The 22,077-nt window shown below is 72.8% G+C and carries 21 protein-coding genes and 1 pseudogene; 14 read left to right on the top strand and 8 right to left on the bottom strand.

The features are described from left to right. Positions 1-49: 49 nt before the first annotated feature. Positions 50-670, bottom strand: coding sequence for a TetR/AcrR family transcriptional regulator (locus tag ACZ67Q_RS03065; RefSeq protein ID WP_471175569.1), 621 nt, complete (start codon positions 668-670; stop codon positions 50-52). Between the two features lie 259 nt (positions 671-929). Then, positions 930-1,421: a MarR family transcriptional regulator gene (locus tag ACZ67Q_RS03070; protein WP_471175571.1), complete on the bottom strand. Its 492-nt coding sequence runs from the start codon at positions 1,419-1,421 to the stop codon at positions 930-932. Between the two features lie 160 nt (positions 1,422-1,581). Here ACZ67Q_RS03070 and ACZ67Q_RS03075 point away from each other — a divergent pair, with 160 nt between their 5' ends. The 7 genes from ACZ67Q_RS03075 (at position 1,582) to ACZ67Q_RS03105 (ending at position 8,801) form a co-directional block, all read left to right on the top strand. Beyond that, the gene (locus ACZ67Q_RS03075) at positions 1,582-2,730 is read left to right on the top strand and encodes a PP2C family protein-serine/threonine phosphatase (RefSeq protein WP_471175573.1); all 1,149 of its coding nucleotides are present in this window, start codon (positions 1,582-1,584) and stop codon (positions 2,728-2,730) included. A 160-nt stretch (positions 2,731-2,890) separates the two neighbouring features. Further along, positions 2,891-3,790, top strand: a complete 900-nt coding sequence (locus tag ACZ67Q_RS03080; protein WP_471176013.1) for an STAS domain-containing protein — start codon at positions 2,891-2,893, stop codon at positions 3,788-3,790. Beyond that, the gene (locus ACZ67Q_RS03085; RefSeq protein WP_471175575.1) at positions 3,787-4,200 is read left to right on the top strand and encodes an STAS domain-containing protein; all 414 of its coding nucleotides are present in this window, start codon (positions 3,787-3,789) and stop codon (positions 4,198-4,200) included. The genes ACZ67Q_RS03080 and ACZ67Q_RS03085 overlap by 4 nt, the downstream gene beginning before the upstream one ends. Continuing rightward, entirely contained in the window at positions 4,200-4,643 is a 444-nt protein-coding gene (locus ACZ67Q_RS03090; RefSeq protein ID WP_471175577.1) for an ATP-binding protein, read from the top strand. The genes ACZ67Q_RS03085 and ACZ67Q_RS03090 overlap by 1 nt, the downstream gene beginning before the upstream one ends. Beyond that, on the top strand, positions 4,640-5,767 hold the full coding sequence (locus ACZ67Q_RS03095) for a SpoIIE family protein phosphatase (protein WP_471175579.1): 1,128 nt from the start codon (positions 4,640-4,642) through the stop codon (positions 5,765-5,767). The genes ACZ67Q_RS03090 and ACZ67Q_RS03095 overlap by 4 nt, the downstream gene beginning before the upstream one ends. A gap of 10 nt (positions 5,768-5,777) precedes the next feature. Beyond that, on the top strand, positions 5,778-7,511 hold the full coding sequence (locus ACZ67Q_RS03100) for a PP2C family protein-serine/threonine phosphatase (protein WP_471175581.1): 1,734 nt from the start codon (positions 5,778-5,780) through the stop codon (positions 7,509-7,511). Between the two features lie 78 nt (positions 7,512-7,589). Continuing rightward, positions 7,590-8,801, top strand: a complete 1,212-nt coding sequence (locus tag ACZ67Q_RS03105) for a PP2C family protein-serine/threonine phosphatase (protein WP_471175583.1) — start codon at positions 7,590-7,592, stop codon at positions 8,799-8,801. Between the two features lie 174 nt (positions 8,802-8,975). Here ACZ67Q_RS03105 and ACZ67Q_RS03110 read toward each other — a convergent pair. The 4 genes and pseudogenes from ACZ67Q_RS03110 to ACZ67Q_RS03125 form a co-directional block, all read right to left on the bottom strand. Then, positions 8,976-9,458: pseudogene (locus ACZ67Q_RS03110) on the bottom strand (MarR family winged helix-turn-helix transcriptional regulator); the annotation flags it as partial. Positions 9,459-9,677: 219 nt separating this feature from the next. Further along, entirely contained in the window at positions 9,678-10,109 is a 432-nt protein-coding gene (locus ACZ67Q_RS03115) for a PRC-barrel domain-containing protein (protein WP_471175585.1), read from the bottom strand. After that, the gene (locus ACZ67Q_RS03120) at positions 10,106-10,717 is read right to left on the bottom strand and encodes a PRC-barrel domain-containing protein (RefSeq protein WP_471175587.1); all 612 of its coding nucleotides are present in this window, start codon (positions 10,715-10,717) and stop codon (positions 10,106-10,108) included. The genes ACZ67Q_RS03115 and ACZ67Q_RS03120 overlap by 4 nt, the downstream gene beginning before the upstream one ends. After that, a complete protein-coding gene (locus tag ACZ67Q_RS03125; RefSeq protein WP_471175589.1) occupies positions 10,714-10,860 on the bottom strand; it encodes a hypothetical protein in 147 nt (48 codons plus the stop codon). The genes ACZ67Q_RS03120 and ACZ67Q_RS03125 overlap by 4 nt, the downstream gene beginning before the upstream one ends. 289 nt (positions 10,861-11,149) lie before the next feature. Between ACZ67Q_RS03125 and ACZ67Q_RS03130 the strand changes: the two genes are divergently transcribed. The 5 genes from ACZ67Q_RS03130 to ACZ67Q_RS03150 all read left to right on the top strand — a co-directional run bounded on the left by ACZ67Q_RS03130 (position 11,150) and on the right by ACZ67Q_RS03150 (position 16,828). After that, on the top strand, positions 11,150-11,584 hold the full coding sequence (locus tag ACZ67Q_RS03130; RefSeq protein WP_471176015.1) for a MarR family transcriptional regulator: 435 nt from the start codon (positions 11,150-11,152) through the stop codon (positions 11,582-11,584). Between the two features lie 117 nt (positions 11,585-11,701). Beyond that, complete coding sequence (locus tag ACZ67Q_RS03135) at positions 11,702-12,553, top strand: RNA polymerase sigma factor SigF (RefSeq protein ID WP_471175591.1); 852 nt, start codon at positions 11,702-11,704, stop codon at positions 12,551-12,553. A gap of 106 nt (positions 12,554-12,659) precedes the next feature. Beyond that, positions 12,660-13,085, top strand: coding sequence for an ATP-binding protein (locus ACZ67Q_RS03140; protein WP_471175593.1), 426 nt, complete (start codon positions 12,660-12,662; stop codon positions 13,083-13,085). 397 nt (positions 13,086-13,482) lie between these two features. Then, complete coding sequence (locus ACZ67Q_RS03145) at positions 13,483-14,049, top strand: dihydrofolate reductase family protein (protein ID WP_471175595.1); 567 nt, start codon at positions 13,483-13,485, stop codon at positions 14,047-14,049. 1,582 nt (positions 14,050-15,631) lie between these two features. After that, complete coding sequence (locus ACZ67Q_RS03150) at positions 15,632-16,828, top strand: MBL fold metallo-hydrolase (protein ID WP_471175597.1); 1,197 nt, start codon at positions 15,632-15,634, stop codon at positions 16,826-16,828. A gap of 133 nt (positions 16,829-16,961) precedes the next feature. On the opposite strand, the gene ACZ67Q_RS03155 is transcribed toward ACZ67Q_RS03150, so the two are convergent. Then, positions 16,962-17,267, bottom strand: a complete 306-nt coding sequence (locus ACZ67Q_RS03155) for a protealysin inhibitor emfourin (protein ID WP_471175599.1) — start codon at positions 17,265-17,267, stop codon at positions 16,962-16,964. 120 nt (positions 17,268-17,387) lie between these two features. Continuing rightward, on the bottom strand, positions 17,388-18,596 hold the full coding sequence (locus ACZ67Q_RS03160; RefSeq protein WP_471175601.1) for a M4 family metallopeptidase: 1,209 nt from the start codon (positions 18,594-18,596) through the stop codon (positions 17,388-17,390). 787 nt (positions 18,597-19,383) lie between these two features. Between ACZ67Q_RS03160 and ACZ67Q_RS03165 the strand changes: the two genes are divergently transcribed. Together ACZ67Q_RS03165 and ACZ67Q_RS03170 are read left to right on the top strand one after the other, a co-directional pair. Continuing rightward, positions 19,384-21,591 (top strand): sensor histidine kinase, encoded by a 2,208-nt coding sequence (locus ACZ67Q_RS03165; protein ID WP_471175603.1) that lies wholly within the window; start codon positions 19,384-19,386, stop codon positions 21,589-21,591. Positions 21,592-21,641: 50 nt separating this feature from the next. Further along, positions 21,642-22,076: a roadblock/LC7 domain-containing protein gene (locus tag ACZ67Q_RS03170; protein ID WP_471175605.1), complete on the top strand. Its 435-nt coding sequence runs from the start codon at positions 21,642-21,644 to the stop codon at positions 22,074-22,076. Position 22,077: the final 1 nt, after the last annotated feature.

Below are 22,077 nucleotides of genomic sequence, written 5' to 3' on the forward strand. Positions count from 1 at the left end.
CTACGAGGCTGCTCCGGATCGCCTGGCGGCACCCCCGCGGTGGTCTCGCTCACCGACCCTGCGCGATCAACGCCTCCCGGGTCAGCCCGAGTTCGCGGGCCAGCGCCTCATCGACCCACTCCTGCGCCCGGATACGCGAGACCGTGCCGCCGTACGCGGTCAGCTGCACCGCCAGCCCGTCCAGCAGAGCCGTCAGCCGCAGCGCGGCGGCGGCCGGGTCGGGGCAGGTGAACTCACCCGCGGCCACCCCTTCCGCGACGACCTCGGCGAGCGCCGCCTTCCACTGCCGGTCCAGGTCGCGGCCCACCTGGCGCAACGGCGGCTCGCGCAGCGCCGCCGACCAGCCCTCGATCCACAGCCGCCACCCCTTGGCCTGCCCCGTCGGCGCGTACCAGCGCACTGCCGCGCGCAGCCGGCGCAGCGCGGTGGTACGGCGGCCGAGCAGCTCCCGCAGGCGGGCGAGGTCGGCCTCGGCGGCGTACGCGAAGGCCGCCGCGACCAGCTTCTCCTTGGTGGAGAAGTGGTACAGCACCAGCGCGTTGCTCACGCCGAGCGCCTGGGCGACGTCGGCGATCCGCACCGCCGCCACGCCCCGCTCCTCGATCTGCTCCACGGCGGCCCGCAGGATCTCCTCCCGCCGCTCCGCCACGCTCAACCGCACTCTCGCCACGGCTGTTCACCCTAGTGCAGCGCATGAGGCCGGGACATCGCGAATGCCCGTCCCTGCCCTCGGGGCAGGCCCGCACCCGGGACTCCGGGGCGGGCACCCATGACTGTTGCTGTTTGACAATAATAGTCGTGAGGCAACAAAGTAGCCGTGTCGTACGTGCGCGGGAAGGATCTGGGATGTTCCGGTGGGCGGGCACTGTTCCGTGCGCCGGCGGCCCGCGCCGGTGGGTGCCGGCGGACCCGGGGTCGCGCTCTACGTCTCAGGCGGACCGGCTGTCGGCTTCGGTTTCGTCGGCGTCATGGCGTATCTGCGTCGAAACGGCGTCACAGAAGGCATCCAGGCCCTCCAGAAGGGCTGCGCGCTTCGCCGCGGGCATCATGTCCAGCACTGCCTGCAGCTCCCGTTGCCTCCGCTCGCGCAGGTCGGCGAGGAAGGCGCGGCCGCGACTGCTCAGGTGCAGGCGTACCTCGCGCCGGTCGGCGGGGCTGGTTTCACGGTCGACGAAGCCGGCGGCCTGCAGCCGGTCGCAGAGCCGGCTGGTCGAGGGAGGCGTGGAGGCCAGGGAGTCGGCCAGGGTGCGCAGATTGATGCCCTCGTGGTGCTCGAGGATGAGCAGCACACGCAGCTGGGACGCGGAAGCGGGCGCGGTGGAGGCCCGGCCCCAGACCACTTCCAGCAGCTCCGCGGCCGTGGAGGTCACGCGCGCGACCTCGTCGGGCTGGGGGCGGGCGCGGAAGGACGTCACGGTCACACTCTCGTAGGCGCTGGGACGGCAGCCAGCGTACTAGGCGAGCGGGTCGGCTACTGATGACCCGGCAACCGGGTAGACGGATCGCACGACCGAAGTCCCCGAGTGATGTCCGGTAATCCACCGGCAAAGGATTGGTGTTTTTTCCATCGTGAAGAGATTTGTGGTCGCTGAACGCGCTGTACGTACGGCGGCTCCGCACGAGCTGCTCGACGCCGTCCGTCGTGTACTGCTGGAGCAGTACGCGGCGGAGTCCGTCGAGCTGTTGATGGCCGACTACAGCCTCACCGTGCTGCAACCGGTCTCGGTGCTGCCACACACCCTGGAGCCGGTGTCGGTGCACAACAGCCCGCCCGGCCGGGCGTTCGGAGCCCAGCAGCCTTTCGTGGAGACGCTCGGCGAGGGCCTGGCGCGGGTCCACCTGCCGGTCACCGTGCGGGGCGACCGGCTCGGTGTGCTGTCGGTCACCCTGCCGGACGGCGGGCACGTCAAGGAGTGCCTCGCGGAACTCGCGGAGATCGCCGAGGTCCTCGGACACGAGGTGATCGTGGCCGAGCGGGACACCGACCTGTACCTGCAGGCACGCCGCAAGGACCGGCTCACCCTGGCCGCGGAGATGCAGTGGCAGTTGCTGCCGGGGCGCTCCTGCGCACGCCCGGAGTACGAACTGGGCGCTCAGCTGGAGCCCGCATACGCGATCTTCGGGGACAACTTCGACTGGTCCCTGACCGGCGACCGCCTCATGCTCTACGTCACCAACGGCATGGGGGAGGGGATCGAGGCCTCCCTGCTGACCAACCTGGCGATCAACGCGCTGCGCAACGCACGGCGGGCCGGTATCTCCATCGCCGACCAGGCGGCACTCGCCGATCAGGCGGTCTACGCGCACTACCGGGGTCGCTGCTATCTGTCGGTGCTGATGCTCGACTTCGAACTCGCCACCGGCCGCGCGCGGGTGGTGGACGCGGGCTCGCCGCAGATGCTGCGGCTGCGGGGCGGCGTGGTGGAACGGGTCCCCTTCGAGGCACAGCTGCCGCTCGGCATGTTCGAGGAGACCGACTACGTCGTCCAGGAGTTCCAGGCCGAGCCCGGTGACCGTCTGATCTTCGTCAGTGACGGGGTGTACGCCGTCGCCTCCCCCAAGGGGGAGCCCTACGGCGACACCGCGCTGGCCCGGGCGATCCAGGCCACCCGTCTGCTGCCCGCCGCCGAGGTGCCCCGGGCCATCCTGCGGGAGCTGACCGGCCACCGCGGCCGGTCCGTCCCGGACGACGACGCGCTGGTGGTCTGCCTCGACTGGCGGGGGCGGTGACCGCCGGCGCCGTTCGCGACGTGCCGTTCGCGACGTGCCGTTCGCGAATTGCGGTCGTGTGTTGTTCGTGTCACCCGCCCGGCGCTAATGTTTGTCATGCGGCAATAATCGGCGGTGGATGAGCCGATCAGGGGGCGTGGACCCTGTACCGAAGGAGAAGATGCAGGTGTCGGAGCAGGACGCGACCCGGGAATCGGCGGCGCGGAGACTGGCTGCCTTCCTGGAACGACGACGGGAGCAGCTCGCCCAGCGCTGGGCGGACGCGGCCCTGTTCCGTACCGTGTTCACCGTCTCGCGCGACGAGGCGGTGGAGGCCTGCAAGGCCGTGGTGGCCGCCCTGGCCGCCGTCGCGGCCACCGGCCGGCTGGAGGACATCACGGCGCCCGGGTTCCAGGCGGCCCGCGACCAGCTGGGGCGGATGGCGGCCTCCCGTACCCGCAGCGGATCGACAGCGGCGCAGATCGCCGACGAGGTCGCCGCTCTGCGGGCCTCGGCCGCCGAGCTCCTGCGCGGCGAGTTCCCCGACGACTCCGAAGCCGACGCGCAGGAGTGTGCCCTCGCGCTGGCGCTGGTGATGGGCACCCTGCGGCTGGTGGTCATGGAGACCACGCTCAGCGCCGGCGAGGAACTCATCGAGCGGCAGCGCCAGCAGCTTCTCGAGGTGGCCACCCCCGTCATCAAGCTCTGGGAGGGTGTCGTGGCCGTCCCGCTGATCGGCACCCTCGACAGCGCCCGCAGCCAGGTCGTCATGGAGAACCTGCTGGAGGCGATCGTCGACCAGGAGGCCGACTTCGCGATCCTGGACATCACCGGCGTGCCCACGGTCGACTCCCTCGTCGCCCAGCACCTGATGAAGACGGTGGCCGCCGCCCGGCTCATGGGAGCCGAGTGCATCGTCTCCGGCATCCGCCCCGCGATCGCGCAGACCATGGTCCACCTCGGCATCGACCTGGGAACGATCATCACGCGCAGCAGCCTGGCCGACGCCCTGGCGTACGCACTGAGCAAGCAGGGCGTCGAAGTGTCCTCCCGGGCACCCGCCCTGTTCGGCCGCCCGTGACCTCGTCCCCCGCCGGCCACGCGACCGCGGTGCCGGTCCTGGCACTGGGGGACGTCCTGCTGGTCACCCTGCAAGGGGAACTCGAGGACCGAGCGGCAGAACGACTGCGGCAGGACATCGCGCAGCGCGCCGCCCGCCGACCGGTGCGCGCCGTGGTCATCGACATCTCCGGGGTGGAGATCGTCGACTCGTTCCTGGGACGGGTCCTCGCCGAGATCGCCGCCTGCGGCCGACTGCTCGCGGTGTCCACGGTGCTGGCGGGGATGCGGCCCGCCGTGGCGATCACGCTGGCCGAGCTGGGCCTCACCCTGCCCGGCGTGCACACCGTTCTGAACGTCGGCCGAGCGCTGGCCCTGCTGGGCCGGGCACCGTCGGCCGGACCGCCCGCCGCCCCGGAGAGGGGCGCCTGATGCGTGCCCGACTCGCCGCCACGACGACGATCCCGATCGGTTCGGACGCCGACCTGGCCTGGGCGCGGCAACTGGTCCGGCAGGCCGCGGCCGACCTAGGTCTGAGTCTGGTCCAGCAGACCAAGCTCATCACCGCCGCCAGCGAACTCGCCCGCAACACCCTCATCCACGGCGGGGGCGGCCACATGGAGCTGACCCCGCTGGACGACGGGCAGTCCCAGGGCCTGCGGCTGTCCTTCACCGACGAGGGGCCGGGTATCCGCGACATCGAGAAAGCGATGACCGACGGCTACACCACGGGCGGTGGCCTCGGTCTCGGGCTGAGCGGTGCCCAGCGGCTCGTGCAGGACTTCAGCATCGAGAGCCGGCCCGGACAGGGCACCACCGTCACCATCGCGGTCTGGCTCTCCGGTCGGCCTTCCCCCCGCCCGGGTGCCCGATGAGCCGCGTGTGGGACGTCCCGGTCCCCGACACCACGCGGGTGCGCGACGTACGGGTCGCCACCGAGGCGGCCTGCGCCCGGGCACGGCTCGACGCACGGCGTACGGCGACTGCGGTCCAAGTGGCCACGGAGCTCGCGACCAACGCCCTCAAGCACGCGGGAGGAGGGCACACCGTGATCCATCTCGTCGCCCCGCCCGACGCCGACGCCCGCACCGACGAGGCGTGGGTGCAGATCGCCTCCCTCGATCACGGGCCCGGCATCGCCGACGTGAAGGCGGCCCTCAGGGACGGCTTCACCACGCACCCGGCCTCGCGCGGAGCCGGACTGGAGGCGTGCCTGCGGCATGCGAACGCCTTCGACCTGTACGGCGAGCACGACCGGGGCACGGTCGCCGTCGCGCGCGTCGGCCCCCTGCCCGCAGAGGGCGTCGGCCCCTTGCCCGCAGAGGGCGTCGGCTCCCTGCCCGTAGAGGGCGTCGGCTCACCGCCCGCCGCTCGGCAGGCCGTCCCGCCGGGCCGCCGCACCGGTGAGCGCGTCGGCGGGATCAACGTCCCGCTGGGTCTGGCCGAGCACTCGGGCGACGCCTTCACCTGGGTGCGTTGCGGCACCCGCCTCACCATGATGCTGGCCGACGGACTCGGCCACGGGCCCAAGGCCGCGTACGCCTCGACCACGGCGGTGGCACAGCTGCGCCGTACCGCCGGCCTGCCGCCCGACGAAATCCTGCGCGGCCTGCACGGGGCGTTGCGGCCCACCCGCGGGGCGGCCGTGGCCGTAGGGCAACTCGACGAGGCCACGGGCCTGTTCACCTTCTGCGGAGTCGGCAATGTCGGTGCACGCCTGCGCGTCGGCGACTCATGGCAGTCGCTCCTGTCCCACCCGGGCATCGTCGGCGCCCATTTCCCCGCGCGACCCCCCGTGCGCCGGATGCCCTGGCAGGCCGACAGCGTGTTCCTCCTGCACAGCGACGGCCTGCCCAGCCGCTGGACACCCCCCACCGATCCGCGGCTGTTCGCCCATGACCCGGCTGTGATCGCCGCGTCCGTCGTGCGGGACGCCCGCAGCGCCGACCGGCTCCTGCGCGACGACACCAGCGTGGCCGTACTCGTCCCCGACCGCTGAACGGACCCCCATGACCGCTCCCGATGTCTGGACGATCCGCTCCTCCCACGACGCGGCAGCAGCCCGGACCGCCCTGGCCCGGCTCCTGGCGGACGCCGACGTACCCGCGCTCGACCGCCTGCGCTTCGTCACCGGTCTGTCGACGCGGCTGCGCCGGTGCCTCGCGCAGGGCGAGCACGCCGAGCTGCGGATCGGTCTCCAGCCGGCGACGCCCCACGAGCCCGGGCAGGTACGCGCGGTCCTGGTGTGCCCGGGACGTGACGGACACGATTCCGGGTGGCAGCAGACGATCAGCTTCCGCGGACCCGGAGGTCCGAGCCCCGGCCGTCGGCCGCACGCTGACACCACCGACCTCGCCGAGGCCCTGCTCGCCGCGGACGAGGACACCGCGGAGGTTCTGCGCCGGCTCGACGAGCACCTGGATCTGGTCCGTTTCCACCGCGAGGAGATGCACCACACCAACCAGGGTGTCCTGGCCCTGCACGCCGAGCTGGACGCCGCCGCACTCGCCCAGCGGGAACTGCTCGACGCGGAGCGGCAGGCACGCGCCGAGGCGGAGAACGCGCGCGGTCTGCTCACCTTCCTCGCCGACGCCAGCGCGGCGGTGACCGCCTCCCTCCACCCCGAGGACATCGTGCGTCGCCTGTCCGGACTGCTGGTTCCGGACTTCGCCGAGCACCTCGACGTCTGGCTCTTCGGCGACGAGCAGCGGGACGACTTCACCGACGCGACCCAGGTGCGTCCCGCCTGCGCGGTGATCGCCGCTCGCACCGGCCGACCGCAGCATGCCGCCGGCCACCCGAGCGGCGCGCCCGGCATCGCCGACCTCCCGCCGTCCGCGCTGGCCCCGGACAGGGCGCTGCTGTCCATCCCCCTCACCGCCCGCGGACTCGTCGGTGTCCTCACCCTGACCGCGCCGGGGCCCCGCTTCGACCCGGACGCCTGCGTCATGCTGATCGAGCTGGCCCGCCGCGTCGGTATCGCCCTCGACCACGCCCGGCGCTACGAACAGCACCGCGACGTCGCCGAGGCCCTGCAACGGGCGCAGCTCACCGACCTGCCCACGGCCCGGGGCCTTCGGCTGGCGGCGCGATACCTGCCCGCCACCCACGGGCTGAACATCGGCGGGGACTGGTACGACGCCTTCACGCAGCCCGACGGCAGTCTGCTCGCCGTCATAGGCGACGTCACCGGTCACGGACTGCGCGCCGCCGTCCTCATGGGCCAGCTGCGCACGGCGTTGCGTGCCTATGCCGTCGAGGGCGAAGGCCCGGCGGAGATCCTCACCCGGCTGCACGCCATGCTGCGCCACCAGCAGCACGAGCTGTACGCGACGGCGGCCGTGGCCCGCTTCCGTCCCGGCGAGACCACCGTCACCTGGGCGGCTGCCGGACACCCGCCCCCGATCGTGCGGTACGCCGACGGCACCGTGCGTCTGCTCGACACCAGACCCGGGATCATGCTCGGGGTCCCGATGCCCTACGCGTACCGGGAACACGCTGTCGACCTGCCACCGGATTCCACCCTCGCCCTGTACACCGACGGGCTGGTCGAACGCCGAGCGCACGGGATCGACCCGGGAATCGAGCGACTGGCCCAGGTGCTCGGCGGGCTCGGTGCGGCGGAACTGGGGCACGATCTCGACGCGGCGGCCGAGTCCGTGCTCAAACCGCTGCTGCACGACTCCGACCGTGACGACGACGTCTGTCTGCTGCTCTGCCACACCACCGACGAGGCGATGTGACGCGTGCCCGGCCAAGCGCTGCATGGCGGGTCCGCCGCCGCGATAGCGTGGAGAACGCAAGGGGAGAAGGTGGACGTCATGTATGCCTCTGAGCCCGTTCCCTCCGTGGAGAGCCAGCTACGTGCGGTGCCACCTCACGCACTCGTCGCCACGGCCCAGCGACTCCTCGCCGAGGAGGTCGGCGCGCTGGAGACCACCCTCTTCCTGGCCGACTACGGTCTGCGAGTCCTGCAACCGGTCACCCATCTGCCGCACACAGGAGAGCCCGTCCCCGCCCATGACGGTCCCGCCGGCAGTGCCTTCATCACCCAGAGCCCGGTGGTGGAGGTGATCCCCGATCCGACCGTCCACGTGGTGCACCTGCCCATCACCGTGCGCGGCGACCGACTGGGAGTCCTCACCGTCCGGCTGCCCGCGGCGGCCGCGGATCCGGTCACCGTGCTCCGGCTGGGCGACTTCGCCACGGCGCTCGGCCACGAGGTGGCCACGGCCGGCCGGGACACCGACCTGTACCTTCTGGCCCGGCGCACCCGCCGCCTCACGCTCGCCGCCGAAATGCAGTGGCAGCTCCTGCCGGGCCGTGGTTGCGCCCGCGACGAGTACGTCATCGGCGCACACCTCGAGCCCGCCTACGCCATCGGCGGCGACAATTTCGACTGGTCCACCGGAGCCGATCACCTGACCCTGACCGTCACCGACGGCATGGGGCAGGGCATCGACGCGTCGCTTCTGACCAGCCTCGCCGTGGGCGCCCTGCGCAACGCACGCCGGGCCGGTATCGCTCTGGCCGACCAGGCCTGCCTCGCCGACCAGGCTCTCTTCGCCCACTACGGCGGCAAGGTGTACGCCTCCACGCTGCTGCTGCACTTCGACCTGACCACCGGCGTCGTGCATGCCGTGGACGCGGGATCGCCCATCCTGTACCTCCTGCGCGACGGCACCATCCGGCAGGTCGAGCTGGAGGCGCAGCTGCCCCTCGGCATGTTCGAGGAGACCCCGTACGAGGAGCAGACCTTCCGCGTGGAACCCGGCGACCGGCTCGTCGCCGTCAGCACCGGCGTCCACAACACCCGCTCCGCGCTCGGCGACCTCTTCGGCGAGCACGCGCTGCGTCAGGTTCTCAGCGCGACGCGGCAGACGTCCCCGCACGAGACCGCGCGTGCCGTCGTCTCCGCGCTGTGGGAGCACTTCGGGGGCCGGGACCTGATGGCCGATGCCGCGGTCGTCTGCCTCGACTGGACCGGCCGTACCGCCACCGACCCGGGACGGGACGCGCGCCCGGCCGGGTGAGCGGGCGCGTCATCGCTTGGGGGGCGCCGGCGCACCGGGTTCCCGCGCGGCTGCGTCCTGCGCACCGGTCTCGCGCGCACGGGTCTCTCGCACACCGGCGTCCTGCGCATCGGTCTCTCGCGCACCGGCGTCCTGCGCATCGGTCTCTCGCGCACCGGCGTCCTGCGCACCGGTCTCGCGGGCACCGGCTTCCCGCTCGGCCAGAAACGCGCGCATGCCACGGCTGAGGGCCGCGCGTTCCTCGGGCGCCATCGATGCCAGGGCGGCGCCCAGGGCCTGCACCCGGCGGGACGCCACGTCGTCCAGCACCCGGTTCCCCTGCCCGGTGAGCCTCAGCTGCACCTCCCGCCGCTTGTGCGGATGGGACATGCGTTCGAGGAGACCGGCGGCCTCCAGCCGGTCGCACAGCCGACTCGCCGTGGGCAGCCCTATCCCCAGTTGCTCGGCCAGGGCCGTGAGGTTCACATCCGGAGCCGCCTCCAAGGCGCGCAACGCCCTCAGCTGGTGCAAGGACAAACGCAGGGCGGCCTCCTGGGCGGCCACCGTCCAGAGGTTGGTGAGACTGTCCACGGCATCGGCGATCTCCGCCGCGACAGCCTCGACGCCGTCGCGCGATCCCCTCGCTTCGTCGCCTCCGGGGCTGCCGAGACGGGTCACCAACACATCACTTTCAGTAAGCTCCAGGACTGGGTACACGTCCCCATCCCAACGCTGTACCCGAAGTGGCGAGAGGCAAGCGGTACTACCGTCTGCCTCTTCGCCCGTCCGGCGGATCGGACGACGATCCGGCAGCGCGGGGGTCCTGGCCCGGCTCCGGCCGGTCGGACCGACCCCACTGCCGTGGAGCTTGCTCTGTGTCCGGGGGCGGCCCGGTGATCACCTGCCGTCCGCGCGGACCACCACGGCGTACGAGCCCGCGCCGAGCAGCCGCTCACCGGGGGTGTCGCCCAGTGCGGTGAAAAGGGTGAGCACGCGTCCCGAGGCCGGGTCGAACGCCACGTCCTTGACCGTGCCGTGTTCGGTCCCCTGGTCCGTCAACACCCGGCGTCCGACGACCTCGTGATGCGCGGGCACATCGGGCGAGGTGCGGTCCGCGGCCACTCGGGAGCGCACGATGACGGCATCGGGACCCACTGCCTCGACCGCGCTCCAGGAGACGGCGTCGGTGCGGCCGGGAGCTCCCGACAGACGCAGGTACGAGACGGTGCCCGTTCTCGCGTCGACCGACAGAGCCTCCACCTTGCCGAGACAGGCGGCCTCTACGGCGGTCAGCACCGGCAGCCCGCGCGTCTGCGAAAAGAGCATCATCCGCGTCCTCCTCCGTCCTCGCCAGGGGTGACGGTGTCCGCGGAACCCTGCCGGCTCCGCACGTGGAAGGCCTCGACCTGGGCGGCGAAGTTCGGCAGGTCATCGGCGAGGAAGTGACGCGCGGACGTGGGGACGACCAGCGCCTGTCCGGACACGGCCAGCGTCTGACCGCGCGGGATGAACACCTTGCGCTGCCGCCGCTCCAGATGTGCGTGGGCGGCGATCTCGAACCCCACCACCCGGCCGCCGGCGCCACTCGCGACGACGAGGTCCAGCACGGTCCCGACCTCCGTGCCCTGGTCGGTGAGAACCGGCGCGCCCAGCACATCGCCGCGCGCGGCCTCGCCGGACCCGATGACCGCCCGCCGTTCCGTCAACGCCGACTCGTCGCGGACCATCACGACGGACGGCCCGACGGCGTGCACGCCCGCGAGCGGCAGACTCTTGCGCAACGGTCCCGCCAGCAGCCCGCGCCCGCTCAGCGTGAACCCGATGATGCGGCCCGCCGGAGCGTCGAAGACGGTGTCCTTGACCTTCGCCAAGGCTTCACCGCCCAACGTCACCACGACCCGCCCGGTCAGCTCGGAGGCCAGCATGAGGGTGCTCATCGGGCACCTCCCTGGCTGGGCCGCCGTTCGCGCCGCACCACCAGGACCGTGCCGGAGCGGCGGTGCGCCTGCAGGGCGACGGCTCCCACGGTGAGCAGCAGCACCAGCGCGACGAGGAGAAGCGTCCAACCCCACCACGTCATTGTCGGCCTCCTTCGAGTCGTCACCTTCAGTAGCGCAAGCCGTTCCCCCAACCACCCCGCGCTACTGCGGTTGCCCGCGCCGGGGGACCTCAACCCATGCTGTCGGCCCGGGCAGTTGGCTGCTCGCCGCCAGGGGACGGCGTGCGGGCGTCCCGCCGAAGGAGCATCGGTGACCGAGTCACCTGTGGCCGGCTCCGGACCCCAGTAGGCTGGCAGCCCTCCCAGTGCCTGCGAGAGTGTGACCGTGACCGACTTCCGACACCCGCCACAGCCCGAGGAGATCGCGCGTGTGACCTCCATGGCCGCGGAGCTGCTGGAAGTGGTCTGGGGCCGGGCCTCCACCGCGCCCGCCTCCGCGTCCCAGCTGCGTGTGCTCCTCATCCTCGAACACCACGAAGGCATCAACCTGCGCACCCTCGCCGACTCCCTCGCCTCCACGTCGCCGTCGACCAGCCGGCTCTGCGACCGCCTGCGGGCCGCGGGATTTGTCGACCGGGTCGTCAGCCCGACCGACCGGCGCGAGGTGCGTCTGCGGCTGAGCAGCCGTGGCCGCGCGTTCCTCGTGGACCTGCGCGCTCGCCGGGAGAAGGAGCTGCGGGCCGTCCTGGCGCTGATGCCGACGGCGAAACGAGCCGCACTGCTGGCAGGGCTGGAGGCCTTCTGCGAGGCGGCCGCCACACGGATACACGAGGGCGCCGAAGGCCCTGACAGCCGCACCGCTTGACGCATTCCCGCCTGGCGACGCGGCCGAGCCCGAGGGCGCGCGCATGCTTGTCGCGGACCGGGGTAAGCGCGCTTCACTGGCTGATTCGGTCGGGGAGGTCACGAGAAGGGGAGAGGGATGATGGCAGCGACGGCGTCACGCACGGAGGCGGACGGCAAGACGGCCGGCCTGCCGGAGGTGACCGACCCCCGGACGGTCCCGCCGAAGGACGCCAGGCAGCTGACGAAGGCGTTCCTCGAGCGGCTGGCGGTGCTGGAGGAGGGCACTCCCCAGTACCAGTACGCGCGCAACACCCTGATCGAGATGAACACCTCTCTCGTGCGGTATGCGGCGGGCCGGTTCCGCAGCCGCGGCGCGGAGGAGATGGAGGACATCGTCCAGGTCGGCACGATCGGCCTGATCAAGGCGATCGACCGCTTCGAGCTGTCCCGTGAGGTGGAGTTCACCTCCTTCGCCATCCCCTACATCGTCGGGGAGATCAAGCGCTTCTTCCGGGACACCTCCTGGGCCGTCCATGTGCCCCGCCGTCTGCAGGAGGCCCGGGTCGAGCTCGCGCGGGCCACCGAGGAACTGCGTTCCCGGCTCGGCCGCACCCCCACCGTGCGGGAGCTGGCCGAGCTGATGAGCCTGTCGGAGGAGGAGGTCATCGAGGCCCGCATGGCCTCCAACGGCTACAACTCCTCCTCCCTGGACGCCACCATCGGCGGCGAGCCGGACGGTGAGATGGTGCTGTCCGACTTCATCGGCGCGGAGGATCCCGCCATGGGACTGGTGGAGGATTTCCACGCCCTGGCGCCCCTGATCGCCGAGCTCGGCGAGCGCGACCGGCAGATCCTGCACATGAGGTTCGTCGAGGAACTCACCCAGGCCCAGATCGGCGAGCGCCTCGGATGCTCTCAGATGCATGTCTCACGGCTGCTGTCGCGGACCTTGAAGCGCCTGCGGGAGGGCATGCTCACCACTCGCTGAACCGCGCCCGGTGCGCTCACCGGGTGGGGAATGGCGACGCCGGGGCCGGGCAGGCGCACGGGAACGTGGTGAACAGGTACCTACCGGCCAGTCAGGGAGGCAGCGCGTGATCCGTCATCGTCCGGGAACGGGAGTCGGCCCGCCGCGACAGACGGTCCTCGACAGTGACCCGGAAACGCCCGTCAGGGCTCGGCGCCTGTGCCGGCGGTACCTGCGCCAGCTGGTACCCCCGGTCGAGGGCCGCGCGGCCGATGACGTGGAACTGGTGGTGTCGGAGCTGGTCACCAACGTGGTGCGGCACGCGCACAGCGCGACGTGCGTGCTGAGCCTGGATGCCCGGCCGGATGCGGTCGAGGTGACGGTACTGGACTCCGACCCCACGCCTCCGTGCTCCCGCGTCCCCGACCTGAGCGGGCAGGCCGGAGGGTTCGGCTGGTCCATGGTCCGCCGCCTGGCCAAGAGGGTGACGGTGGTGCCGGTCCCGAGCGGTAAGGCCGTGTGCGTGCTGATGCCCCGGGCGGCCGCCGGCTGAGGCGTTCGGGGTGTGACCCTTCCGTTCCTGACCTCGCGTGGTTTGGACTGCACGGAACGTGGCACCCGGATGACGCATGGTAGTTGCGGTTCCGAAGGCGAAGTCGGGGCCGCAGCGTGCGTCTCCCCTTCGGAAGGGCGGCGGGGCCGAACGATGAACCGGCCTCGCCGCCCTTCTTGGTGACGGGTCGTCGGCGTGGCGTCGCCGTGGGACGAAGGATTTTCTCGAACGGCGTGTCGATCTGCGGGTCTCCGGTTCGACGCTTGAGTGGAGGCGTGACCGGCGAGGCGGAAACCCCGCGGGTCGCGGCTCTGTTATCAACAAGCTGCCCCCTCGTCGACCGGTGGTTCCGGTTGCCGGACGTACAGCCGGCGACCGGACGCCCCAGGGAGAAGTCATGCAGATCCGCGCCCGTATGAGCATGAGTGCCGATGGCTATGTGACCACACCGAACGGCTGGCCCGCCCAGACCGCCGACCCCGCGTTCGTCTCCGGCGAGAGCCATGGCATCCGGGAATTCCTCGCAGGCTGCGAGGCGGCGCTGATGGGACGCACCACGTTCGAGCCCGCACTGACCAACAACCGCTGGCCGTGGCCGCACCTCGACGTGTTCGTGCTCGGCTCACACCGTCCGGACGGCACCCCCGACCACGTCACCACCGACAGTGACCCGGTGCGATTGCTGGAAAAGCTCCGCGCGGCCAACCGGGGTGGCGACGTGCACCTCGTCGGGGGCCCGCGCACGATCGGGACCTTCCATGCCCTGGGCGCACTCGACACGCTCGAACTGGTCGTACTGCCGCTGCTGTTCGGCGACGGAATGCGGCTGACGCCCGCGCTCAGCCCCGATGCCGGGCTGGTCCTCCAGCACGAGCGGGGCCTGCCCGGCGGTTCCGTGGAGATCGTCTACTCCTGCCGGGGCAGCCGGAACGACCTCCCGAGCAAGCCGGCCAGCCAGAGCTGACGCCATCCGGGTCACGCCGGTCGGGCGCCTGAGGAAGGGGAGCCGCCTCCCGGGCACCGCCGGGTATCGGTCCGGTCAGGTACCCAACCGCGGAACGCGGCCGACCGCGGGCGGCACGACCGGGTGCGCCCGGCCCCGGCCCATCCGCCGCGCCGCGGTGCGCCGACAGAGCCCGGGGCACGCCCTCGCGAAGGCCACCGCACCCCGGCGCGGGACGGTCGTACGCCACCGCCACCTGGCCGCTGGCGCGGCCGGCGCCAACCCCTTGGGGCGCAGCGCCCTCGGCGCCGGCCCCCGGCCCCAGATCTCCGGTCCATGGATACCCGAGCGCCTTCGGCCCCTGATCCCGGCCCCTGACCCCTGGCCTCCCGACCCGGTCCCCGGTCCCTGACCCCTGGCCTCCCGACACCAGTCCCGGCCTCGGCCTCGGGCGCCTGCTCTCCCGACCCGGTCCCCGGTCTTGGGCCCCCGGCCCGGCCCACTTCCGACCTCGGTCTCTGGCCTTACCTCTGGCCCCTGGCCCGGGCCCCGGTCTCTCGAAGTCGGCCCCCGGCCGCTGTCCTACGGTCCCCTGGCCTCCGGTCCGCCTGGCCCGACAGCGGTGCCTGCCCCAGACCTCGGCCCCTGGTCCTGGCCTTGGTCCCGGTCCCTGGTCCTGGCCTTGGTCCCGGTCCCTGCCGCTGGCCGCCGGTCTTGGCCTCTGCCATCTGGGCTCCGCTGTTGGCCCTGGCCGCTGCCGATGGCCTCGGGTCTTGGCCTCCGGCCTGGGCATCGGCCTGGGCGCGGCGCCTGGCCCCCGGCCCTCACCCCGTGGCCCCTGCCGTCTGGCCTCCGGCCCCGGCCCTGCCGTCTGGCCTCCGGCCCCCACCTCGGCGTCTGGCCCCTGGCCTCCGGTCCGCCTGGCCCGACAGCGTGCCTGCCCCCAGACCTCGCCCCCTGCTCCTGGCCTTGGTCCCGGCCCCTGCCACTGGCCGCCGGTCTTGGCCTCTGCCTCACCGGCCTTCGCCGTTGGCCCTGGCCGCTGCGGACGGCCTCGGGTCTTGGGCTCCGGCCTGGGCGCGGCGCCTGGCCCCGGCCCTCACCCCGTGGCCCCTGCCGTCTGGCCTCCGGCCCCCGCCTCGGCGTCTGGTTCTCCGGCCCCTGCCTCGGTGTCTGGCCGCTGCCGCTGGCTCCTCCTTCGGCTCCAGCCCCGGGCCCGTGGCCCGTGGCCCCCGGCCGTCGGCTCCCGGCCCTAGCCCTGGCCCCGGCTCCCGGCCACCCCGGCCTCCGGCCGCCACCCCGAGCTCCGGCCACCCCCGGGCTTCGGCCACCCCGGCCACGCCGCGCCCCCCGGCCTCCGGCAACCCCCGGCCTCCGGCAACCCCCGGCCTCCGGCCACCCCCGGGCTTTGGCCACCCCGGCCACGCCGCGCCCCCCGGCCTCCGGCCACCCCCGGCCTCCGGCCACCCCAACCACGCCGCGCCCTCCGGCCTCCGGCCCCCGCCCCGCTGCCGCTGGCCCGTGGCGTGCCTGCTGCCGCCCCGGCCCGGCGTTTCGGGTGGGGCGGACCATAATGGAACGCCCCGACTCTTCTGGAGGTGCCGTGACCGGCTTGCGTTCCACGAGCTCCGGGCTGCGTGCGCTGAGGCCGGCGGCCTTCGGCGCCGACCCGGCCGGTGAGCGCCTGGCGCGCATCCGGCGTTCGCCCCACTTCAAGGACGGGGTGTTCGTGAACCCGGGCGGCGTCGCCCGCACCCGTCCGTCCGGCTCCGCGGTGGACTTCGCCAAGGTCTTCTTCGACAAGGAGACCCGGCCCCGGCGCTCCCCGACGGGCACGGTCCCGGTGCACGCCACCACGCTCGCCGACCTCGCCCGGCCGCCGGCGACGGGGCTGCGGCTGACCTGGTTGGGGCACTCCAGCGTGCTCGCCGAGATCGACGGGCAGCGGTTGCTCTTCGACCCCGTATGGGGCGAGCGCTGCTCCCCGTTCCCCTTCGCCGGCCCCAGACGGCTGCACCCGGCGCCGCTGCCGCTCGCCGTGCTCGGCCCGGTCGACGTCGTCGTCATCTCGCACGACCACTACGACCACCTCGACATGCCCACGATCAAGGCGCTGGCCGGCACCGACACACTGTTCGCCGTGCCGCTCGGCGTCGGCGCCCATCTGGAGCACTGGGGTGTCGCGGAGAGCCGGCTGCGCGAGCTGGACTGGCACGAGGACACCAAGGTCGGCCCCCTCACCCTGACCGCGACCCCGGCCCGCCACTTCTGCGGCCGCGGCCTGCGCAACACCCAGCACACACTGTGGGCGTCCTGGGTCGTCGCGGGCGAGGAGCACCGTATCTACCACAGCGGCGACACCGGCTACTTCGACGGCTTCCAGGAGATCGGTGCCGCCCATGGCCCGTTCGACGCGACGATGATCCAGATCGGCGCGTACAGCGAGTTCTGGCCGGACATCCACATGACCCCCGAAGAGGGCGTACGCGCCCACCTCGATCTCCAGGGCGGCGCGCCGCACGGGGCGCTGCTGCCGATCCACTGGGGCACCTTCAACCTCGCCCCGCACCCGTGGGCCGAACCGGGGGAGTGGACGAGCTACGCGGCCGCCGAGGCCGGCCAGTCGGTGGCGCTCCCCCGTCCGGGCGAGCCGTTCGAGCCCACGGGTGAGTTGCCGGTCGCACCGTGGTGGCGGTCGGTGGCGCACCCCGGCGTGTATCCGTGGCGTCGTCCCGAGACGACCGACGCGGTTCCGGACAACTCCCTGAACGGCGATCTCGACCTGGCGGGCGACCGGTGACGCCGGCCGCGGATTCGGCACTGATCACGCGCCGCTGAGCCGCCCCGGCGCCCAGGACCCGGGAACGGGCCGCGCGAGCCACCGACGGGCATCTCCGGCCACGCCTGCGAGGAGCCCCACCCCGCCGCGTTCCTCACCGCTGCGCGAAGTGGTGCTCGAGCCAGCCGAGCAAGGCCGCGAACTCCGGGGTCATGGTGGTGTCCGACTGGGTGAGGGCGGTCGTACGGCCGCCGTTCTCCAGCGTGATCGTGTAGCTCATGGCGTCCCGCGCCCGGCCCGGCGGTCGTTCGGTCTCGGTCGCCGAGGAAGCCGCCGCCACCATCTCGGCCAGCTCCGCCGCGGTGTTCGCGGGGAGGGTGTCGGTGTCCAGCACCCTGGGTGGGAGCCCGAGCCGGATGGCGGCCGCCTGACCGCCATGGGCCGCCAGGGTCACCTTCATGGTCCACAACCTTCCCGGCGGACCGGGCGGCCCTGCCCTCGCCCTCCCGCCGACCGGACGGCCCTCCCTCGCCGTTCCGGGCGGACCGGGATCGGGCCGCCCTCGGTCCTTCGCCGGAGGTCACTTGCCCTTCAGCGCGGCCAAGTCCTTGGCCAGGCCTCCCACCTGCGCAGCCAGCGCCCCGACCTGTTTGGTCAGGGAGGCCACGCCGTCCTCACGGCCGGCACCGCCGTTGCGGCCGGACGCGAGGCCCTGCGTCCGGGCGACTCCCGCCGGGACGCCGCTGATCTGGATGCCCACCTCCTGCCAGGCGGCCAGCACGGCCAGTTGTTCGGTGCCGCCGGCCCCGAACAGTTCCCCGGCCTTCTGGTACGTGGTGTCCGCGAAGTCCTGGAACTGCGTGTCCGGGCTCGAGGCCTTGAGCGACTCGTACCAGATGAGACCGGGAGCCTCCCAGGCGAATCCGCCGATGCCGATGGCCGTCTCGTAGAACGCCTTGTTCGGAATGCCCGAGTTGATGTGCACGGCGCCGGAGTCACCGGCCTCGGTGTCCGGCAGGTTGACGTATCGGCTCATGTGGTCGGGCTGGGGGTCCTTGCCGAACAGGGCGTTGTCGTAGGCCTGGCCTGGCGCCTTCATCGAGCGCAGGGCGTCGGCTTCGATGCCCGGAGTGAAGATCTCGGTCCCGATCAGCCAGTCCGCCTCCTCGACCGTCTGCTTCAACGACCACTGCTTGACCAGCGTTCCGAAGACGTCCGAGACGGATTCGTTCAGGGCTCCGGACTGATTGTGGTACTCGAGTCCCGCGGTGTTCTCGGTGACTCCGTGCGTCAGTTCGTGGGCGATGACGTCCAGGGACCCGGTGAAGTCGGTGAATATCCTTCCGTCACCGTCGCCGAACACCATCTGGCGGCCGTCCCAGAACGCGTTGTTGAAATGCGAGCTGAAGTGGACGTACCCGTCCAGGCGCATCCCCCGGCCGTCGATCGAATTGCGGTGGAACAACGCCTGGTAGAAGTCGCGCGTCGCGCCGAGTCCGTCGAACGCCCTGTTGACGGACTCGTCCCCGGAGGCCGGCCCGTCCTCCGAGCGGGCGTGCACCGCGAGGGGGAGAGACCTGCCGTGCCGGCAGTCGAAGACGGTCCTGCGGCCGCCGCCGAGGGCGGCGGCCCCGGCGAGGGACGCCCGGACCGTGCGCTCGCCGCGCAGAGAGGCCGTGGTCAGCATGGTGGCCATCGCGGCCTGATGCACCTCGCTGTCGTCACTTCGCATGAGCTTTTCGAGGAGGTGCGGGGGGATGATGCAATTGAGGCGGTGGATCCTGGTCATGGGACACCTCGCGTGCAAGAGGAAGCGGCGGTGACGCCGCGCTCCTCTGGTGTTCGTACGTGGATTGTTCCTCGCATCGCGGAGCAAACGTGCCCGTCCCGACCGGCATGATCCCTGTGGTCGCGGAGCGCCGAAGCGCGCTGATCCGGGGAAGGGCGGTGGCGCCGTGACCCGACGGTCACGTCCGACAAGCTGGACGGCACCCGTGAACGCGCCTACTTCGAGTATCCGCTCGTTGTCCTCGGCGCGCACCTCGGAGAGAGGTCGCCACTACCGCCTCCGCACGCACGCGACGACGGCGGGCGGTGGGTGAAACGGTCCTGCCTTCAAGGGAGTCCAGGAGCGGAACACACCGAACCACGAGCGTTCAGGCGGCGTTGACGGGGCCGGAAGGATGCCCATGCTCGGACGGCCTCGGCAGCAGCGCTGTTGACGCTGAGTGATGCACAGGGGAGGGGTGTACGGGGCGCGGACCGGTCCCGGGCGATCCCTGGCGGGTGCCGACCGAACGAAGAACGGAAGAGGGCGAGGGTCGGGAGCCGAGGCGCCTCCCGACCCTCGCCCTCTTCTCGTGACCGCTCCTGAACAGCTCTGATCGAGAAATGATCGCCACTGTCCGCGCCCCGCGCGAGGTTATCGGTCTGTCGTACGAAGGCTCATACCAGAGCGGGATGCTGTGCGTGGGACTTTGTCAACTGCCCACCGCACATGATGCGTTGCCGACTACTGTGAGTGTCCGTCGGACGACACCAGTCCGACGGACCAGGCCCCCAGTACGAGGACACCGATGTCTCACCTCCGCGCACCGGCCGCACGCGCAGACCGCCGTGAGGGCGGCGGGCGGCACGGGCGGCCGGCAGTCCGCACCCACCCCTCCGTCCCCGAGGCCCACATACGGCCGCAGCTGCTGCGCCTCGCCGTGCTCCCGCCGACCGCCGTCGCGCTGAGCGCCTGCGCGGCCGTGCTGTTCACCGTCCGCACCTCCGCGCCACGCCCCGGCGCCGGCCTGTGGGCGGTACTGGCCGGCGCGGCCGCCGTCGCCCTCGCCGGCATCGTCATCGCCGCCGTCGCCGCCGACCGCACCGCCCGCTCCGTCGGAGACCGGGTCGGCGCCCTGCGCCGCCGCAGCGCGCGCGGCGAGGCGGACCTGCGCGCCCTGGTCGAGGCGCTGCGCCGCGGCGAGGCCCCGCCCGCACCCCCGCAACGCCGCCCACCGGGCGCCGACGCCGACGACCTCGACCTGCTCGCCGCCGACCTGACCCGCGCGCACGACGCCGCCGTCACCGCCGTCGTCCAGGCCGCCCAGCTGTCCAGCCAGACCGGCAGCGAGCAGAAACTGGAGGTCTTCGAGAACCTCGCCCGGCGGCTGCAGTCCCTGGTGCACCGGGAGATCTCCATCCTCGACGAGCTCGAGAACGAGATCGAGGACCCCGACCTGCTCAAGAGCCTCTTCCACGTCGACCACCTCGCCACGCGCATCCGCCGCCACGCCGAGAACCTCGCCGTGCTCGGCGGCGCCGTCTCCCGCCGGCAGTGGAGCCACCCTGTCTCCATGACCGAGGTACTGCGCTCGGCGATCGCCGAGGTCGAGCAGTACTCCAGGGTCAAGCTGGTCCCGCCGATCGAGGGCACCCTGCGCGGCCACGCCGTCGCCGACGTCATCCATCTGCTCGCCGAACTCGTCGAGAACGCCGGCGTGTTCTCCGCCCCGCACACCCAGGTGCTGCTGCGCGCCAACCTCGTCACCTCCGGCCTCGCCGTCGAGGTGGAGGACCGCGGCCTCGGCATGCCCGTCGAGGAACAGCAGCGGATGAACCAGCTGCTCGCCGACCCCGACCAGGTCAACGTCGCCCGACTGCTCGCCGACGGCCGTATCGGGCTGTACGTGGTCTCCCAGCTCGCGCGGCGGCACGGCATCCGCGTCCGGTTGCAGACCAACATCTACGGCGGCGTCCAGGCCGTCCTCGTCGTCCCGCAGGCCCTGCTCGGCGCCGACGCCGACAGCGGTTCCGGTGCGCTCCCGGCGGCCGCGACCGGGCTGCACGACTCCGGCACCGGCCAGGTCCCGGCGGCCGGAATCCGACCGCACGACTCCGGCACCGGCCCCGTCCCGGTGGCCGGAATCCGACCGCACGACTCCGGCACCGGCGCGCACCCGGTCGTCGTACCGCCGCAGCAGGCGCATCCCACCGGGCTGTACGCCGTGCCAGCGCACCAGCCGCATCCCGTGCCGGCGAGCGCGTCCCACGCCACGGTCCCGGACGGCGACGAGGGCGCCGTGCCAGCCGTACGGCCGAAGGAGGGCGACCGGCACACCGGCGCCGGGAGGCCGGGCGAGGCTGATCCCGAACGGTCCGCCTTCACGCTGCCCGAGCAGCCCGCTTCCCCGCCGGCCGGCCGCGCCGCACCCCCGGCCACCGGACCCGGGAGTGCCGCCCACGGCGGGCGCGTTCCGCCGTTGCCCGTACGGGGGCGGCAGCAGGAGCGGCCCACCCCGGCCGCGGCCGTGCCCGGCATCCGGCCCGAGGACCGGGCGGCCGTGGAGGAGATCGCGGGCGCCCCGCCGCTCCCGCGGGCCGGCGCCGTCCGCGGCACCATGGGCAAACCCCGGCTGCCCCGGCGCCGCGCCCAGGAACACATCGTCCCGCAACTGCGCGGCGGCCCCCTGCCCCGCCCCGAGGACGACGCCGCCGGACCCGACCCGGGTCTGATGGCCGCCTTCCGGCGCGGCATCACTCTGGCCGAGGCCCAGCAGAGCCTCGACCCGGTCGCCGACCCCCGCCCGCAACCGGCCACCGGGCCCACCACCCTGCACCTCCCGGCCGAGCACGCCCCGCACGCCCCCTACACCGGGCTGCGCGCCGTACACCTGCCCGCGCCGCTCGACACACCCGGCGCCCGCGGCGGCAGGCCGGCCTCCGCGCCGGACCACCCCGGCGCCCCCGCGCCCGACCGTCTCACCACCCGGCACGACGGGAGCGCACCGGCCGGATGACCACCCCCACCGCTCCCGCCCCACCACGTACCCCAAGGAGTCGATCCACCATGGCGAGCGATGCGCCGACCGCCCAGGCAACCGACCTCGACTGGCTGTTGAGCGGCCTCGTCCAGCGCGTACCCCACACCCGCAGCGCCGTCCTGCTGTCCTGCGACGGGCTCGTCAAGTCCGTCCACGGGCTCGACGTGGACAGCGCCGACCACATGGCCGCCCTCGCCTCCGGCCTGTACTCCCTCGGCCGCAGCGCAGGAGTGCGCTTCGGTGACGGCGGTGACGTCCGGCAGGTCGTCGTCGAACTCGACGCGACACTGCTGTTCGTCACCACCGCCGGCTCCGGCACCTGCCTCGCCGTGCTCGCCGGCCGCGACGCGGACGCCGCCGTGCTCGGCTACGAGATGTCCATGCTCGTCAAGAGCGTCCGCCCCTACCTGGTGACCGCGCCCCGCCAGCAGTCCGCCGAACCCCCGGTGATGCGGCCTTGAG

This window comes from Streptomyces sp. NPDC036813 (assembly GCF_055609245.1).

What these genes read in the sequence shown, in the direction of transcription:
- ACZ67Q_RS03080 (WP_471176013.1), top strand. Translation starts at nt 2,891, where the DNA reads ATGCAGGTGTCGGAGCAGGACGCGACCCGGGAATCGGCGGCGCGGAGA.
- ACZ67Q_RS03090 (WP_471175577.1), top strand. Translation starts at nt 4,200, where the DNA reads ATGCGTGCCCGACTCGCCGCCACGACGACGATCCCGATCGGTTCGGAC.
- ACZ67Q_RS03095 (WP_471175579.1), top strand. Translation starts at nt 4,640, where the DNA reads ATGAGCCGCGTGTGGGACGTCCCGGTCCCCGACACCACGCGGGTGCGC.
- ACZ67Q_RS03100 (WP_471175581.1), top strand. Translation starts at nt 5,778, where the DNA reads ATGACCGCTCCCGATGTCTGGACGATCCGCTCCTCCCACGACGCGGCA.
- ACZ67Q_RS03105 (WP_471175583.1), top strand. Translation starts at nt 7,590, where the DNA reads ATGTATGCCTCTGAGCCCGTTCCCTCCGTGGAGAGCCAGCTACGTGCG.
- ACZ67Q_RS03115 (WP_471175585.1), bottom strand. Translation starts at nt 10,109, where the DNA reads ATGATGCTCTTTTCGCAGACGCGCGGGCTGCCGGTGCTGACCGCCGTA.
- ACZ67Q_RS03120 (WP_471175587.1), bottom strand. Translation starts at nt 10,717, where the DNA reads ATGAGCACCCTCATGCTGGCCTCCGAGCTGACCGGGCGGGTCGTGGTG.
- ACZ67Q_RS03125 (WP_471175589.1), bottom strand. Translation starts at nt 10,860, where the DNA reads ATGACGTGGTGGGGTTGGACGCTTCTCCTCGTCGCGCTGGTGCTGCTG.
- ACZ67Q_RS03135 (WP_471175591.1), top strand. Translation starts at nt 11,702, where the DNA reads ATGATGGCAGCGACGGCGTCACGCACGGAGGCGGACGGCAAGACGGCC.
- ACZ67Q_RS03145 (WP_471175595.1), top strand. Translation starts at nt 13,483, where the DNA reads ATGCAGATCCGCGCCCGTATGAGCATGAGTGCCGATGGCTATGTGACC.
- ACZ67Q_RS03155 (WP_471175599.1), bottom strand. Translation starts at nt 17,267, where the DNA reads ATGAAGGTGACCCTGGCGGCCCATGGCGGTCAGGCGGCCGCCATCCGG.
- ACZ67Q_RS03160 (WP_471175601.1), bottom strand. Translation starts at nt 18,596, where the DNA reads ATGACCAGGATCCACCGCCTCAATTGCATCATCCCCCCGCACCTCCTC.
- ACZ67Q_RS03165 (WP_471175603.1), top strand. Translation starts at nt 19,384, where the DNA reads ATGTCTCACCTCCGCGCACCGGCCGCACGCGCAGACCGCCGTGAGGGC.
- ACZ67Q_RS03170 (WP_471175605.1), top strand. Translation starts at nt 21,642, where the DNA reads ATGGCGAGCGATGCGCCGACCGCCCAGGCAACCGACCTCGACTGGCTG.